The sequence below is a fragment of the Nannocystis punicea genome, assembly GCF_026965555.1.
GTDB lineage: Bacteria > Myxococcota_A > Polyangia > Nannocystales > Nannocystaceae > Nannocystis > Nannocystis punicea.
Map to the genome: position 1 here is coordinate 6,468,431 of NZ_CP114040.1, position 14,861 is coordinate 6,483,291.

Annotated in this window: 10 protein-coding genes; 6 read left to right on the forward strand and 4 right to left on the reverse strand. The window is 72.4% G+C overall.

Annotation, left to right across the window (positions count from 1 at the left end):
• Positions 1 to 326: 326 nt before the first annotated feature.
• Positions 327 to 1,283: an N-acetyl-gamma-glutamyl-phosphate reductase gene (gene argC / locus O0S08_RS24915; protein ID WP_269041744.1), complete on the forward strand. Its 957-nt coding sequence runs from the start codon at positions 327 to 329 to the stop codon at positions 1,281 to 1,283.
• Positions 1,258 to 2,553 (forward strand): argininosuccinate lyase, encoded by a 1,296-nt coding sequence (argH, locus tag O0S08_RS24920; protein ID WP_269041745.1) that lies wholly within the window; start codon positions 1,258 to 1,260, stop codon positions 2,551 to 2,553. Before argC ends, argH begins: the two co-directional genes overlap by 26 nt.
• Positions 2,554 to 2,749: 196 nt before the next feature.
• Here the strand turns inward: argH and O0S08_RS24925 are convergent, their stop codons facing one another.
• Positions 2,750 to 4,075, reverse strand: coding sequence for a hypothetical protein (locus tag O0S08_RS24925; RefSeq protein ID WP_269041746.1), 1,326 nt, complete (start codon positions 4,073 to 4,075; stop codon positions 2,750 to 2,752).
• Positions 4,076 to 4,494: 419 nt separating this feature from the next.
• Entirely contained in the window at positions 4,495 to 5,727 is a 1,233-nt protein-coding gene (locus O0S08_RS24930; RefSeq protein ID WP_269041747.1) for an aspartate aminotransferase family protein, read from the reverse strand.
• Positions 5,728 to 6,311: 584 nt separating this feature from the next.
• Here O0S08_RS24930 and O0S08_RS24935 point away from each other — a divergent pair.
• From O0S08_RS24935 to O0S08_RS24945, 3 genes are all read left to right on the forward strand, one after another.
• A complete protein-coding gene (locus tag O0S08_RS24935) occupies positions 6,312 to 7,634 on the forward strand; it encodes an MlaD family protein (protein WP_269041748.1) in 1,323 nt (440 codons plus the stop codon).
• A gap of 82 nt (positions 7,635 to 7,716) precedes the next feature.
• On the forward strand, positions 7,717 to 8,598 hold the full coding sequence (locus tag O0S08_RS24940; RefSeq protein WP_269041749.1) for a hypothetical protein: 882 nt from the start codon (positions 7,717 to 7,719) through the stop codon (positions 8,596 to 8,598).
• A 187-nt stretch (positions 8,599 to 8,785) separates the two neighbouring features.
• Positions 8,786 to 9,829: a TauD/TfdA family dioxygenase gene (locus tag O0S08_RS24945; RefSeq protein WP_269041750.1), complete on the forward strand. Its 1,044-nt coding sequence runs from the start codon at positions 8,786 to 8,788 to the stop codon at positions 9,827 to 9,829.
• Here O0S08_RS24945 and O0S08_RS24950 read toward each other — a convergent pair.
• A complete protein-coding gene (locus O0S08_RS24950) occupies positions 9,805 to 10,743 on the reverse strand; it encodes a bile acid:sodium symporter family protein (RefSeq protein ID WP_269041751.1) in 939 nt (312 codons plus the stop codon). The two genes, O0S08_RS24945 and O0S08_RS24950, sit on opposite strands and share 25 nt — an antisense overlap.
• 158 nt (positions 10,744 to 10,901) lie before the next feature.
• On the opposite strand from O0S08_RS24950, the gene O0S08_RS24955 reads away from it, so the two are divergent.
• Positions 10,902 to 12,722: a S10 family serine carboxypeptidase-like protein gene (locus tag O0S08_RS24955; RefSeq protein ID WP_269041752.1), complete on the forward strand. Its 1,821-nt coding sequence runs from the start codon at positions 10,902 to 10,904 to the stop codon at positions 12,720 to 12,722.
• Positions 12,723 to 12,800: 78 nt separating this feature from the next.
• On the opposite strand, the gene O0S08_RS24960 is transcribed toward O0S08_RS24955, so the two are convergent.
• A complete protein-coding gene (locus O0S08_RS24960) occupies positions 12,801 to 14,630 on the reverse strand; it encodes a phosphoenolpyruvate carboxykinase (GTP) (protein WP_269041753.1) in 1,830 nt (609 codons plus the stop codon).
• Positions 14,631 to 14,861 lie beyond the last annotated feature (231 nt).

Here is a 14,861-nt window from a genome sequence, read left to right on the forward strand (position 1 = left end):
AGGACATGTCGTCAAGGCCATGCGTCCCTCCCCGCACCCGTCGGCCCGCGCCGCTCCGCCCCGGTCCCGAGCGCGCTCGCGCCCGCTCCGAATCGCCTGTCGTCAGGGACATGCCCTTTCGGACCTGGCGTAATCCTCATGCCCGTGAAGACATATCGCACGGAAACCATTCGACTCACGGGCGTCCCCCCCACTCGGCCCGCCGGCCGGGCGAAGGCGCAGGCCCGGTGCGAAGTAAAGGGCTTCTCGGGCTCGATCGACGGCGGCTTCGACCTCGGCGTCCGGCTCGCCGCCCCTCGCCGCGCTCGCCGCTCCGGAGGTCCGCGATGACCCGCACTCTCGGCCTCGTCGGCGCCCGCGGCCACGTCGGCGGCGAGCTCGCGCGCCTGCTCGCCGGCCACGACGGCCTCCGCCTGACCCGCGCCGCCTCCCGCCAGGGGGTGGGCGAGCCGCTGCGGGCCCACCTCGCCCACGCCCCCGCGGACATTGTCCTCGAGGACATGTCCCCCGAGACAGTCGCGACCTGGCCGGTCGACGCGGTCGTGCTCGCCCTGCCCAACGGCCTCGCCGCCGCCTACGCCGACGTCCTGACCGGCCCGCGCGCCCCCGTGCTCGTCGACCTCTCGGCCGACTACCGCTTCGACCCCGAGTGGACCTACGGCCTCCCCGAGCGCCACCGGGCGCAGATCCGCGGCGCCCGCAAGATCGCCAACCCCGGCTGCTACGCCACCGGCATCCAGCTCGGCGTCGCCCCGCTGCTGGGGCTGCTCGCCGGCCCGCCCCAGGCCTTCGGCGTGTCCGGCTACAGCGGCGCCGGCACCACCCCCTCGCCGCGCAACGACCCCGAGCGCCTGCGCGACAACCTCATGCCGTACGCGCTCACCGGCCACCTCCACGAGCGCGAGGCCAGCCACCACCTCGACCACGCGGTCCGTTTCGTCCCCCACGTCGCCCCGTTCTTCCGCGGCATCAGCCTCACCATCACCCTCCCGCTCGCGCGCCCGCTCGAGCGCCCCGAGCTGCTCGCCCGCTACCGCGACGTCTACGCCGACGAGCCGCTCGTCCGCGTCGTCGACGGCGTCCCCGAGGTCCGCGCCGCCGCCGGCCGCCACGACGTCGTCATCGGCGGCCTCCAGGTCGACGACTGCCACGCAGTCGTCGTCGTCACCCTCGACAACCTCCTCAAGGGCGCCGCCTCGCAGGCGCTGCAGAACCTCAACCTCGCCCTCGGCCTGCCCGAGCGCCAAGGAGTGCCGCATGACGACCCGCCCGCTGTGGGATAAGGGCCAGGCCGCCCTCGACGCCGCTGCCCAGGCGTTCTGCGCCGGCGACGACGTCGTCCTCGACCGCCAGCTGATGCTGCACGACATCCGCGCCTCGGTCGCCCACGTCCACGGCCTCGAGCGGATCGGCCTCATCGACGCCGCCGAGGCCGCCGCCCTGACGCGCGGCCTCGCCGACCTCGCCGAGGCCTGGCGCGCCGGCGAGTTCGTCCTCGACGATCGCTTCGAGGACTGCCACTCCGCCATCGAGTGGTACCTCAGCGAGCGCCTCGGCGACGCCGGCCGCAAGGTCCACACCGGTCGCAGCCGCAACGACCAGATCCTCGTCGCCATGCGCCTGTGGCTCAAGGACGCCCTCGCCGGCCTGCGCGCGCGCTGCCTCGACTGCGCCGACGCCTGCCTGCTGCGCGCCGAGTCGACGCAGGATGTCGCCCTGCCCGGCTACACCCACCTGCAGCGGGCCGTCCCCTCGTCGCTCGCGGCCCTGCTCGCCGGCCACGCCGAGGCCTTCCTCGACGACGCCGAGACCGCCCGCGCCACCGCGATCACCCTCGACTCGAGCCCGCTCGGCACCGCCGCCGGCTACGGCGTCAACCTCCCGCTCGACCGCGACGGCGTCGCCCGCGAGCTCGGCTTCTCGCGCGTCCAGGTCTCGCCGATCTACGCCCAGAACAGCCGCGGCAAGCTCGAGCTGCTCGCGGTCCAGACCCTGCACCAGGCCCTGCTCGACGTCCGCCGCCTCGCCTGGGACCTGTCGCTGTTCTCGACCGCCGAGTTCGCGTTCGTGCGCCTGCCCGACGCCTACACCACCGGCTCGTCGATCATGCCCAACAAGCGCAACCCCGACGTCGTCGAGCTGCTGCGCGCCGCCCCGGCCGTCACCGAGGGCGCGATGTCCGAGCTGTCTTCGCTGCTCTCGCTGCCGAGCGGCTACCACCGCGACCTCCAGGCCACCAAGGCCCCGGTCCTCCGCGCCTTCGACCGCGGCCTCGCCGGCCTCGCCCTCGTCCCCGCGCTGGTGCACACCCTCGAGCTCGACCGCGCCCGCATGGCCGCCGCCATCGACTGCGAGCTGTACGCCACCGACCGCGCCGTCGAGCTCGCCCGCGCCGGCCTGCCCTTCCGCGACGCCTACCGCCAGGCCGCCGCCGAGATGCACGACCTGAAGGACCGGTCGCCGGCGACCAGCCTCGCCGCCCGCGTCAGCCTCGGCGGCCCCGGCAACCTCGGCCTCGACCGTCTGCGCGCCCGCCTCGACGCGCTCCGCTGAGCCCTCGTACGCCACCGAGCGGGCCGCACGTCCATTCGGACATGCCCTTCAAGGCATGTCTTAAAGGACATAGATTCTAAGCGCCGACTCGCACGCCCGCGTCGCCCCACCGGGCCCGCGGCCAGTCCTTCGACGGGTGAGGTTTAAGACATGCCCTTTAGGACATGTCTTAAAGGGCACCTCACGTGCATGATCGTCACGTGAACCGGTTGCTCGGCACCGGGCTGCCGGCGCGGTGGATCGGCCGCGAGCCGGCCTCGCGGCGCAGCCCGGGGCGCTGCGGCGCCGGCAGCCCCGCGAGCGCGCGGTCGATCGCTATCACCTGCTCGAGCGGCGTCGCGCTGTCGTCCGCCACCGGCTCCGCCGCGATCAGCCCGCCCAGCTCGGCATCATCGCGGGGGTCGGCCTCGGCCTGGCCGACCTTCTGCGTCTCCGGATCGAACGTCAGCGCCCCGCCGGTGAACGGGTGACGCACCACCTGGGCCAGCAACGTCGCCACATCGGGCGCGTACGCGAACGGCTCGATCCAGTCGGTCGCGTGGACGAACAGCGGCCGCCCCGGCGCGTGGCTCCGCATGCCGCCGAGGAAGGCCGGGTCTGCGACCGCGTCGAGGCTCCACACCACCACCAGCCCGCGCCGCCCGACATCGTCGGTCCAGGGCTCGACTGGCCGATCGAACAGCTGCGCCGCCGCGTGCGCGAGGATCCGGCTGGCGCGATCGGGGGCCGCCAGGATCCGCTCCGGCTCGTGCCCCACCGCCGCCAGCAGGCGCTGCAGCCGGTCGAGCCCGAGCCGCTGCAGCGCCGGCGAGTCGTTGAGGAACGCGTAGCGCCCGTGCATCGGCTCCGGGTGCCCGTGCGGCGACTCGTGCAGCAGGAGCGACCCATTGAGCACCGCGTGCCAGGCCGTCAGCGCGTCCTGACCGAGCCCCACGCCGGCAGCCCCCAACGCGTCCGCCCGCGCCAGCATCCCGGCCAGCGCCTCGCGCATGAACACCAGGTTCGCCTCGGTCACCCCCGCGAGCCGCCGCAGCCGCGCCCGCGGCCGCTCGAGGTCGCCGCACATCAACCAGTAGAAGCCCGACAGGTACGCCAGCAGCGGATCGTCGTCCGCCCGCCCCGAGGCCTCGATCACCAGCGCTGCCGGCCCGTAGTACAGCAGGTGCTCGAGCGCGTTGGCGAATTCGCCGACGATCCCGGGCTGCCCCGGCGCCACCTGATTCGCCCGCTCGAGCACGCTCGCCGCGATCGCGAACTGCCGCTCCTCGGTCAACCACCACCCCGCGTCGTAGAGCGCCTGCGGATCGTCGGGAGCCGCCGCCGCCGCCGCCATCGTCGCCACGCCGTCCGGCCCGGCCAGCTCGCGCGTGATCACCACCGCCAGTGCCATCGCCTCCGCGAACCCCTCGTCGCCGAGCGCCCCTCCGTTCGGGTAGCCGCACACCTGCGTGAGGGCCACCCAGGCGCCGGACGCGTCCCCGGCGGCCACCTGTTCGCGGATCGACTCGAAGCTCACGGTCATCACACGCGACGATACCACGCCGCCGGCCTCATCCATGGCGCGCGCTTTCGTCCCCCTGGACGCGCCTCCAGACATGCCCGATGGGACATGTCTGATGATTCGTCCCATCCCCGCCGGACCTGTCCCTCCGACCAGATCGGCGGGCGAACTCGCCATCCGCTCGCGCCGAGGCCGCGAACCAGCGCGAGCGCGACCCCCCAGGGCATCGGCCCACGCCACCGCCTGCAGGCCATCGCTTCACCCCGTCGTGGGACAGTCCACGGGCACTTTCGGCGGACCTACCACCTGTCTCCAAGGGCATGTCAACCCATGCCTGCCCCGGCGCCCGCCCCTGCGAGCCGCATCACCTGCCCATAAGAACAGGTGCCCGAGCCCGCGCCGCCGGACCGCGCCACCTGCCCGCAAAGACAGCCTCTCCCTCAGCTCGCCAGCACCCTGGCGAACACCGCCAGCGCCTCGTCCATCTCCGCCTGCGTCACGATCAGCGGCGGCACGAAGCGGACCACGCGCGGCCCCGCCGGCACCACCAGGAGCCCGGCCTCGAGCGCCGCGCGGGCGATCTCCGCGGCCGAGCGCGGCTCCGCCGACCCGAGCTCGGCCCCGAGCAGCAGGCCCCAGCCGCGCACCTCGGCGATCTTGCCCGGCGACGACTTCGCCAGCGCCTGCAGCCCCGCGCGCAGCTGGTCGCCGCGCTGGCGGGCGTTGTCGACCAGCCGATCCTTCTCGATCGTCGTCAGCACCGCCAGCGCCGCGGCGCAGGCCAGCGGGTTGCCGCCGAACGTGCTCGCGTGGTCGCCGGGCTGGAACACGTCGCAGCTGCGCTTGCACAGCATCGCCCCGATCGGCAGCCCGCCCGCCAGGCCCTTCGCCAGGGTGACGACGTCGGCCTCGACCTCGAGGTGTTGATGGCCCCACCACTTGCCGCTGCGGCCGACGCCGACCTGGACCTCGTCGAACATCAGCAGGATCCCGCGGGCGTCGCACAGCTCGCGGATCTTGCGGAACACCGCGGGGTCGCCGGGCCGGATCCCGCCCTCGCCCTGGAGCGGCTCCATCAACACCGCCGCCACCTGCTTGCGCTCGCGGTCGAGCTCGACGATCGCCTCGCCCAGGGCCGTCGCGTCGTTGAACGGCACGTGCACGAAGCCCGGCACCAGCGGGTCGAAGTTCTGCTGGTACTTCGCCTGCCCCGTCGCCGTCACCGTCGCCAGCGTACGCCCGTGGAAGCTCGCCTGCGCCGCGATCACCACCGGCCGCTCGATCCCGAGGCGCGTGCGCCCGTACTTGCGCGCCAGCTTGATCGCCGCCTCGTTGGCCTCCGCGCCCGAGTTGCAGAAGAACGCCCGCTCACCCGCCCCGAGCGCCGCCAGCAGCGCCGCCAGCATGCCCTGCTCCGGGATGTAGTACAGGTTCGACACGTGGTGCAGCTTGCCGATCTGGCGCGACACCGCCTCGACCAGGTTCTTGTGGGCATGTCCCAAAGTGCAGGTCGCGATCCCGGCCGCGAAGTCGAGGTACGATCGACCCGTCGTGTCCCACACGCGGCAGCCTTCGCCGCGCTCGAGCGCGATCGGGAAGCGGGCGTAGGTCGACATCACATGGGCGTCGAACGCCTGCGCGTCGAAGGGAGCGGCGGGAGACGAAGCGGACATGGCGCCGTGGACATTCCACATCGCGCCCTCGCTGTCGAGTAGGCGTCCGCGCGCAGCCACCCGGGGGCGATCCTCGCCACCCCGCCGGGCTCGACCTCGTCGGCGACGCAGCCCGCGCTGATGAAGACGATCCACCCGCGCTCCCCGGCGCCGTCGGCTCGCAGCGGCCCTGCCTGCCCTCCTCTGCGGTCCTCCGCGGCTCACGGCAGGCCGGTCGAGTTCTGCGGTGGTTCGTCGCAAGTCTGGCGTCCCGCAGCCAGCGGACCCCGAGCGGCCGCCGCGATCGCAGGGCCTTCACCCACGTAGCCCGTGCCGCTCCCTCGCTCGGGACGAGTTCCTCGACTCGGCGGCGCTCGTCGAGCGCAGCTCCGGCTCGGCGAACGCACCCGTGCTCGTCGAGCTCGCTGCAATCTCGTCGCTCGCCGCCGGGATCCGCGGGCCCCAGGCCACCCACCCACAACCTCCTCGGAATCATTCCCCGCCGGTCAGCGCGCGATCTCGATCTGCCCGCCCTGTGCGAACGCCGCGGCCGGTCAGGTGGCGACCTCCTCACGCGCCGCCGGATCCGCTACGATGACTTTTAGATGGCCCGCCGGAGCGAGCAGAGCCTCAACCAAGTCGTCGGGCTCGCCGTCGTCGTCACCGGGGTCGTCCTCCTCATCGGCCTCCTGGTGTTCAGCCAGGGCAAGAACCTGTGGAAGGAGCGGGTCACGATCACCGCCGACTTCCGGCAGGTCTCGGGCCTGCGAGAGGGCAGCGCCGTCCAGATCGAGGGCATCGAGATCGGCACCGTCGTCAAGCGCGAGTTCGTGTGGGTCGACTACCCGTGCAACCCGCAGACCGAGGATCGCGGGCGGTTCGGCCAGGGCCGCACCGACGACTGCGACCGCACCATGTTCTGCGCCCCCGAGGGCCGCTGCGCCGAGCTCGAGTCGTACTCCTTCAACAAGGACCTCCACGCCCCGTGCGAGGAGGACTCGCAGTGCAACCAGGGCGAGGTGTGCGTCACCCAGGAGATGCGCCGGCGCTACCGCGGCGTCCTGTGGACCGGCGGCACCGGCGTCTGCGACGGCTTCACCAGCGATCACAGCCGGATCCGCGTCACTCTGTCTGTCTTTCAGGACAGCATGCTGCACATCCGCGACGACAGCCGCGCGGTCATCTCGCAGAACGGCGTGCTCGGCGATCAGATCATCCAGATCTCGGTCGGTCGCGGCGAGCCGATCCAGGCCAACGGGCGGATCCAGACCACCCCGTCGATGACGGAGACGATCGACGCGGTCAAGGAGAAGGTCGACGGCGGCTTCGTCAAGGTCGAGGAGGTCATCGGCGGGATCGCCGAGCTCGCGGCCGCGATGGGCGACGGCGAGACCGTCAAGAACATCCAGAACCGCCTCGCCGCCGCCGACGAGAACCTGCGCAACACGGCAGCCGGCAAGGGAATGGTCGGCGCCATGCTCAACGACGAGGACCTGCTGCGCAGCTTCGGCAGCTCGCTCCGCGGCGTGCGCGACGGCGCCGCCGACCTCGACCACTTCCTCGCCAAGGGCCAGAAAGCGCTGACCAAGTTCGACGACAGCATGCAGCCGCTGGTCGACGACGGCCGCGTCAAGATGGCCGCGATCTCGGGCGCCCTGCACGACCCCTACAACGTCAACATCTCGACGCGCCTGCTCTACGACTCGCAGGGCAAGATGCTGAAGAGCGTGCAGGACACGCTCGGCAACGTGAACAAGATCGTCGCCGGCATCGAGCGCGGCGAGGGAACCATGGGCCGCCTCGTGCGCGACCCGAAGATCTACGACGACCTCGTCGAGTTCTTCCGCGGCTTCCAGCGCGACGGCAAGATCCAGTTCCTCATCCGCTGGGCTCGCGGCTCCGACAAGCCCGAGCGTCCCGCCCGCTGACAGCCCCCCTCGGGCCGCCTGCACCCGCGCCGACAGGGCAAACTCTGGCCCGCTCGTGCGTGCGTGCTAGCTCGCGCGCGCGATGCCCAAGCTGTCCCACGAGGCGCTGGTCCAGCTCGTCCGTCACGCCCCGGCGCTGATCCCCGACCTGCTCTGGCCCGGCGCGCCCGCCCCGGGCCCGGTCCGGATCAGCGCCGCCGAGTTCGTCGACCTTCACTTCGCCGAGCACCGGGCCGACGCCGTCCTCGGCCTCGGCGGCGCGCCCGAGCGGCCCGACGAGGCCCTGATCGTCGAGGTCCAGGTCGAGCGAGACCCTCGCAAGCGCTGGACCTGGCCGCTGTACGTGGCCGGCCTGCGCACGCGCCTCAATTGTCCCGTGACCCTCGTGGTGGTCTCGCTCGACCGCGACGTCGCCCGCTGGTGCGCCGAGCCGATCGACCTCGGCCGCCAGCGCAACATCCTGCGGCCGTGGGTCCTGGGCCCCGAGGCCGTGCCGAGGATCGTCGACGTCGATCGAGCGCGCGAGGTGCCGGAGCTGGCGGTGCTGTCGGTCGCGGCCCACGCCGACGAGCCCGGCGTCGAACAGATCGCCCTGGCGGCCCTCGACGCGAGCCGCGAGCTCGACGACGAACGGGGGATCCACTACCCTGACTTCGTCGTCGGCCTGCTCGGCCGCGCGGCCCGCCTCGCCCTGGAGCAGCTCATGGCCACCAAGAAGCGCTGGGAACCGATCAGCGACATGTTCCGCAAGCCCTGGCTCGAGGGCATCGCCGAGGGCGAGGTCAAGGGCCGGGTCGCCGGCAAGGCCGACCTCCTCCTCAAGCAGCTCCAGCTCAAGGGCTTCACCCTCACCGACGCCCAGCGCCAGCGCGTCCTCGACTGCCGCGACGAGGCCGTGCTCGAGACCTGGGCCGCCCGCGTCCTGGTCGCCACCCGCCTCGAAGAGGTCCTCCCCGACGAGTAAATCGCCGGCAGCCCCATCTGTCCGCAAGGACATCTCACTCTCGCCCCGGCACCTGCGAGCCCGGCACCGCTGCCCCTCATACGCTCGGCGGCCGCCCCCCGCCTGTCTCGAAAGACATCCTGCATTCGTCCGCCCGCGCGGCCGCGCCCGTCCCCCGTGGCCCGCCGAATTGTGCCATCGTCGGCGCATGCGACTCAGCGAGATCCGCGGCCCTGGTGGCGGCGCAGTGCCGGTGATCGAGCCCGAAGGTGACGCCGGCGTCGACGCCCTGCGCGCCTGGCTCGACGCCGAGGGCGCCTGGCTCTCCGGACAGCTGCGAACCCACGGCGCAGTCCTGCTGCGCGGCTTCGGCGTGCGCGTCCCGGTCGACCTCGAGCGGGTCGCGCGGGGGATCGACCGCGAGCTCAAGAACGAGTACCTCGGCACTTCGCCCCGCGACGCGCTCAGCGAATATGTCTTTTCGGCCAGCGAGCTGCCGCCGTACTACCCGATCCCGCAGCACTGCGAGATGTCCTTCCTGCGCGACCCGCCGCGGCGGCTGTTCTTCGCCTGTCTGGTCGCCCCCCAGGGCGGCGGCGGCGAGACCCCGCTGTGCGACTTTCGCCGCGTCGCCGCCGACCTCGATCCCGGCGTACGCGACCGCTTCGTGCGCGGCGGGATCCGCATCATCCGCAACTACGACGGCCCGGACGGCGGCGGGCGCCTCGACCTGTGGAAGCTCAAGCGCTGGGACGAGATGTTTTTGACCACCGACCGCAGCGTCGTCGCGGCCAAGTGCGCCGAGCAGGGCTTCGAGGTCACCTGGCTCTCGGGACAGCGACTGCGCCTCGTCAGCGAGCACGACGCCCTGCGGCCGCACCCCGAGACCGGCGAGCCGGTGTGGTTCAACCACGTCCAGGTCTTCCACGCCGCCAGCGCCGCCGCCGAGCTGCGCCGCGTCCACGCCCGCCAGGGCGACCTCCGCAGCCTCGCCCTGTCGCAGTTCGCCCGGCTCATGATCGGCGCGCGCCGCCGCCTCACCGCGGCCGACGACCTGCCGATGCACTGCACCCACCGCGACGGCCGCGAGATCGACCCCGCCGACCTCGAGCACCTGCGCGACGTCATCTGGCGCCACATGGTCGTGTTCCCGTGGCGCGCCGGCGACGTGGTCGCCATCGACAACTTCGCCGTCTCGCACGGCCGCCTGCCGTACCGCGGCCCGCGTCAGGTCGTGGTCGCCTGGGCCTGAGCGTCCTCCTCGCGCAGCGCCCGGCGGCGCCACACGAACGCCAGGGACAGGCCCGCGATCAGGTGCCACACGCCCCACCAGGCCGCGATCATCGCCGTCCCGCCGAGCCCCGGGAAGAAGTCGAACGCCAGCACCAGCGCCAGCCCGGCGTTCTGGATCCCGACCTCGATAGCGATCGCTCGCCGGTCGCGGCCCGGCAGCCCGGCTGTCCTTGCGACCAGCCAGCCCGACAGCAGCGCCGCCCCGTTGTGCAGCGCCACCACCCCGACGAGCAGCGCCCAGTGGTCGACCAGGATCCCCGCGTTGCGGCTCAGACCGATCACGATGAACAGCGCCAGGCAGCCGACCGAGAACAGCTTGAACGGCGCGCGCAGCCGGTCCGCCAGCCGCGGCCAGCGCCCCGCCACCAGCATCCCCAGCGCCAGCGGGGCGCCCAGGACCGCCAGCACGGTCTTCACCATCTCGTCCGGCGACACCGCGACCGCGCGGACCAGCGCCGCAGTGTCCGCGGACATGCCTGACCAAAAAGCCAGGTTGAGCGGCGTCGTCGCCACCGCCAGCACCGTCCCGATCGCGGTCATCGTCACCGACAGCTCGGTGTTGCCGCGGGCCAGGTGGGTGATGAAGTTCGACATGTTGCCGCCGGGGCAGGCCGCCACCAGCATCATCCCCAGCGCCACGCTCGGCGGCGGTCGCAGCGCCAGCACCAGCGCGAAGGTCAGCGCCGGCAGCACCACCACCTGACCCAGCAGACCGACGATGGCCGCGCGCGGCTGGCGGAGCACCGCCGCGAAGTCGGCCGGGCGCAGGTCCAGCGCCACCCCGACCATCACCAGCGCCAGCACCACGTTGAGGACCACCAGGCTGCCGGGTTCGAACGCCAGAGTCACCCGATCGAACTCCGCGCCGGTCATCGACCTTCACCCTACCATCCTTCGCCGCGGGCCACGAGCCGCCCGCGGGAACCACCGGCGAAGCGTCACGGACCGCCACGACGCCGACACATGACGCTCACGGTCCTCGAATGCTCTCGAGCGCGCACATGCGCGGCTCGCCGCGCTACGCTCGTCCCATGTCGTCTCGCGCTCGCGTGGCCGCTGCGCTGCTGCTCCTCGCGGCCTGCACCGACCCCCCGCCGATCGGCGACAGCGACGGCACGACCCTCCCCGCGACGACCTCGAGCTCGACCTCGTCCTCGACCGCCGCGATCGACCCGACCACCACCACCACGACCACCACCACGACCTCGACGAGCACCACCGCCGCCCCCGACCCCAGCACCACCACGGCCACCACCGCCGCCCCGACCGGCTGCGACGCCCCGCCGCCGTGCGACACCTGCACCTGCGAGGACGACGTCTTTCAGTGTCACTGTCCCGAGCTGTCCCCCGAGGCAGGTTATCTCGACGTCGACGGCGTCGACTACGAGATCGGCGAGGACGACACGGTCATCGCCATGACCAGCTCGCCCGCGCGGCTGTTCTACAGCTTCCACCCGGCAGACGACGATCCCGGCGACGCCCCGCTCCTGCTCCTCTTCAACGGCGGTCCCGGCGTCTCGACCGGCCTGATCCTCGCCGGCAACACCGCGCCGCAGACCCTCGGCGACGACCTCGAACCCACTCCGAGCCCCGCGCCCTGGACCGCCCTCGGCCACCTCCTCTACATCGACGCCCGCAACACCGGCTTCTCCCAGCAGTCGATCGCCGACCCCTCCGACATGCCGCTGCGCTCGGCCGAGCTCAACAGCCGCAACTTCAACAGCTACCTCGACGCGGCCGACTTCGCCCGGGCCCTCCTGCGCTTCTGGGACGACCACCCCGAGCTCGCCGATCGCCGCCTCGTCCTCGTCGGCGAGAGCTACGGGGGCATCCGCGCCTCGATCCTCCTGCACATGCTGCTGTTCCCGCGGCGCTACGAGCTCGGGCCCGGCCGCTACCGCGACCCGGCGCTGGCCGCCGCGATCGCCGATCACCTCGCCGCGCGCTTCCCCGGCGACGAGCCCCCCGGCCCCGACGTCGTCGGCGCCGCGCTCGGCCACCTCGTCCTCGTCCAGCCGAGCCTCGCCGGCTCGGCCCAGCAGGCGCGCGCCGGGGACCTGCTCGAAGCGCCAGGTTCTCCGGTTTATGTCCTCGCGGACAGCCTCGGCCTCGACTTCGTCGCCTGCGCCGACAAGCCGAACCCGTGCGACCCGTGGGCCAACGTCATCAACTTCGTCGAGAACGCCGGCCGCAGCCGCTACGACATCGCCGGCCCCGGCACCTGGCTGAGCGACCTGTTCGCGCGCACCCGCGCCGGCCTGTCGCGCCGCGACACCCTCGCCGCCGTCCTGCAGGTCGCGCCCGAGGACATCGAGGGCCTCGCCGCCGCCGACCGCCCGACCGCCTTCCGCGTGCGCAACCCCGGCGACTACCCCGCCGACGCCCCCGACCTCGCCGACCACCTGGGCGCCGTGCCGGCGTGGGACCGCTACTTCCTGCCGTTCTCGGTCGAGGCGCTCGACGGCTTCCGCGGCCCGGCCGCGATCATGGCCGGCGTCCACTCGAGCGACCCGCACTACGGCGCGCTGTTCCTCCACGACCTCGCCTACGCCCGCGTCTTCATCACCGACGCCGCCCGCGACCTCGCCGTCTGGGGCCCCTCGATCGCCCCCACCCTGCGCCTGTTCACCAGCCTCGTCGACGACGTCGAGCCCGTCGACGACCTGCCGCGGGGCAGCGAGCGGCCCGGCGAGCTGCACGTCCAGTTCAAGCCGGAGGCCTTCCCCGGCGAGCCCGACCCCGGCCTGCGCACGATCCGGCTCGCCCCCTACGACGCCTCTCACGCGGTCACCTACGACCGCCCGACCGAGCTGCGCGCCGACGTCGCCGCCTGGCTGGCCGAAGCGCCATGACCTCGGGGACATGCCCGATCGGGCATGCACGAAGGGCCATGGCCCGAAGGCCACGGCCCTCGCGCCCCTACGCCGCGCTCACAGGCGACTGATCAGCAGCTCGCGCTCGAAGATCATCGTCTTCGGCAGCGCCTCGGACAGCTCGAGGAACAGCTCCTCGTGCGACAGCGTCTGCTTCTTGACGCGGTCGCGCGCGTAGCCCATCAGCTCGTCCCACTGGGCCTCGGAGAAGTCGAGGCCGCGCCAGTCGATGTCGTGGTAGTGGGGGACCCAGCCGAGCGGCGACTCGACGCCGATGGCCTGGCCGCGCGAGCGCTCGACCACCCACCGCAGCACGCGCATGTTCTGGCCGAAGCCCGGCCACATGAACTTGCCGTCCTTCTTGCGGAACCAGTTGACGTGGAAGATCCGCGGCGGCTCCTTCACGCGCTTGGCCATCGACAGCCAGTGGCGGAAGTAGTCGCCCATGTTGTAGCCGCAGAACGGCAGCATCGCCATCGGATCGCGGCGCAGCGCCCCGACCTGGCCCTCGGCGGCCGCGGTCTGCTCCGAGCCCATGGTCGCGCCGATGTACACGCCGTGCGACCAATTGAACGCCTGGTAGACCAGCGGCACGTCGTTCATGCGCCGGCCGCCGAAGATGATCGCGCGGATCGGCACGCCGGCCGGGTTCTCCCACTCGGGGTCGATCACCGGGCAGTTGCGGGCCGGCGCGGTGAAGCGGGCGTTCGGGTGGGCCGCGTTGCGGCCGCAGTCCGGGGTCCAGTCCTTACCTGTCCAATCGACCAGGTGCTTCGGCGGCTCCTTGGTCATGCCCTCCCACCACACGTCGCCGTCGTCGGTCAGCGCCACGTTGGTGAAGATCGAGTCGCGCGCGCACGAGATCATCGCGTTGGGGTTGGTCTCCATCGACGTGCCCGGGGCCACGCCGAAGAAGCCGGCCTCGGGGTTGATCGCGCGCAGGTTGCCCTCGGCGTCGGGCTTGAGCCAGGCGATGTCGTCGCCGACGCAGGTGACCTTCCAGCCGACCATCTCCTTGGGCGGGATGAGCATGGCGAAGTTGGTCTTGCCGCAGGCGCTGGGGAACGCCGCGGTCACGTAGGTCTTCTTGCCGTCGGGGCCCTCGACCCCGAGGATGAGCATGTGCTCGGCCAGCCAGCCCTCGTCACGGGCCATCGCCGAGGCGATCCGGAGCGCGAAGCACTTCTTGCCGAGCAGGGCGTTGCCGCCGTAGCCGCTGCCGAACGACAGGATCGTGCGCTTCTCGGGGAAGTGGGTGATGTACGTGTTCTCGGGGTTGCACGGCCACGCGGGGCCGGCGTCGCCGGGCTCGAGCGGTTGGCCCACCGAGTGGACCGCCTTGACGAAGCGGCCGTCCTCGCCGAGCACGTCGAGCACCGCCTTGCCCATGCGGGTCATGATCTTCATGTTGGCGACCACGTACGGCGAGTCGCTGAGCTGCACACCGATCTGGGCGATCGGCGAGCCGAGCGGGCCCATGCAGAACGGGACCACGTACATCGTCCGCCCGCGCATGCAGCCGTCGTAGAGCGCGTTCAGCTTCTTGCGCATCACCAGCGGGTCCTCCCAGTTGTTGGTCGGGCCCGCGCCCTCCGGCGAGGCGCTGCAGATGAACGTCCGGCTCTCGACGCGCGCCACGTCGCGCGGGTCCGAGCGCACCAGGACGCTGTTGGGGCGCTTCGCGGGGTTGAGGCGGATCGCCGCGCCGCTCTCGATCAGCAGCCCCAGCATGCGATCGTACTCGGCGTCCGAACCGTCGCACCACTCGACGCGGTCCGGCTTGCAGCGCGCCGCCCACTCGTCCACAAAGCGTTGCAGCTCTTGGTGTTTCGTCTTGGTCTCGCTCATAAGTACCTCGTGCGCTCGGCGACTGTTATGCGTCGCCAAGCCTACCCCGGGGCGGCGGGTGGGGGTAAGAAAACTCAACCGTTCGCCGCGCGGCGAGGCTGGAGTTGCGGCTGTTCGGTCGAACGGCGTCCGTCGCCCGGGCCGCGCCACGCGCAGGCCGTTGCGCAGCCGCTACGCGGCGCCCTCGTGACCGAACTCTGCCAGAGCGATCGCCGGCCCGCGACAGCGGCCGCGTCCGGCACGCGCCTCGGCGGGTGCCGTCGGAAGACC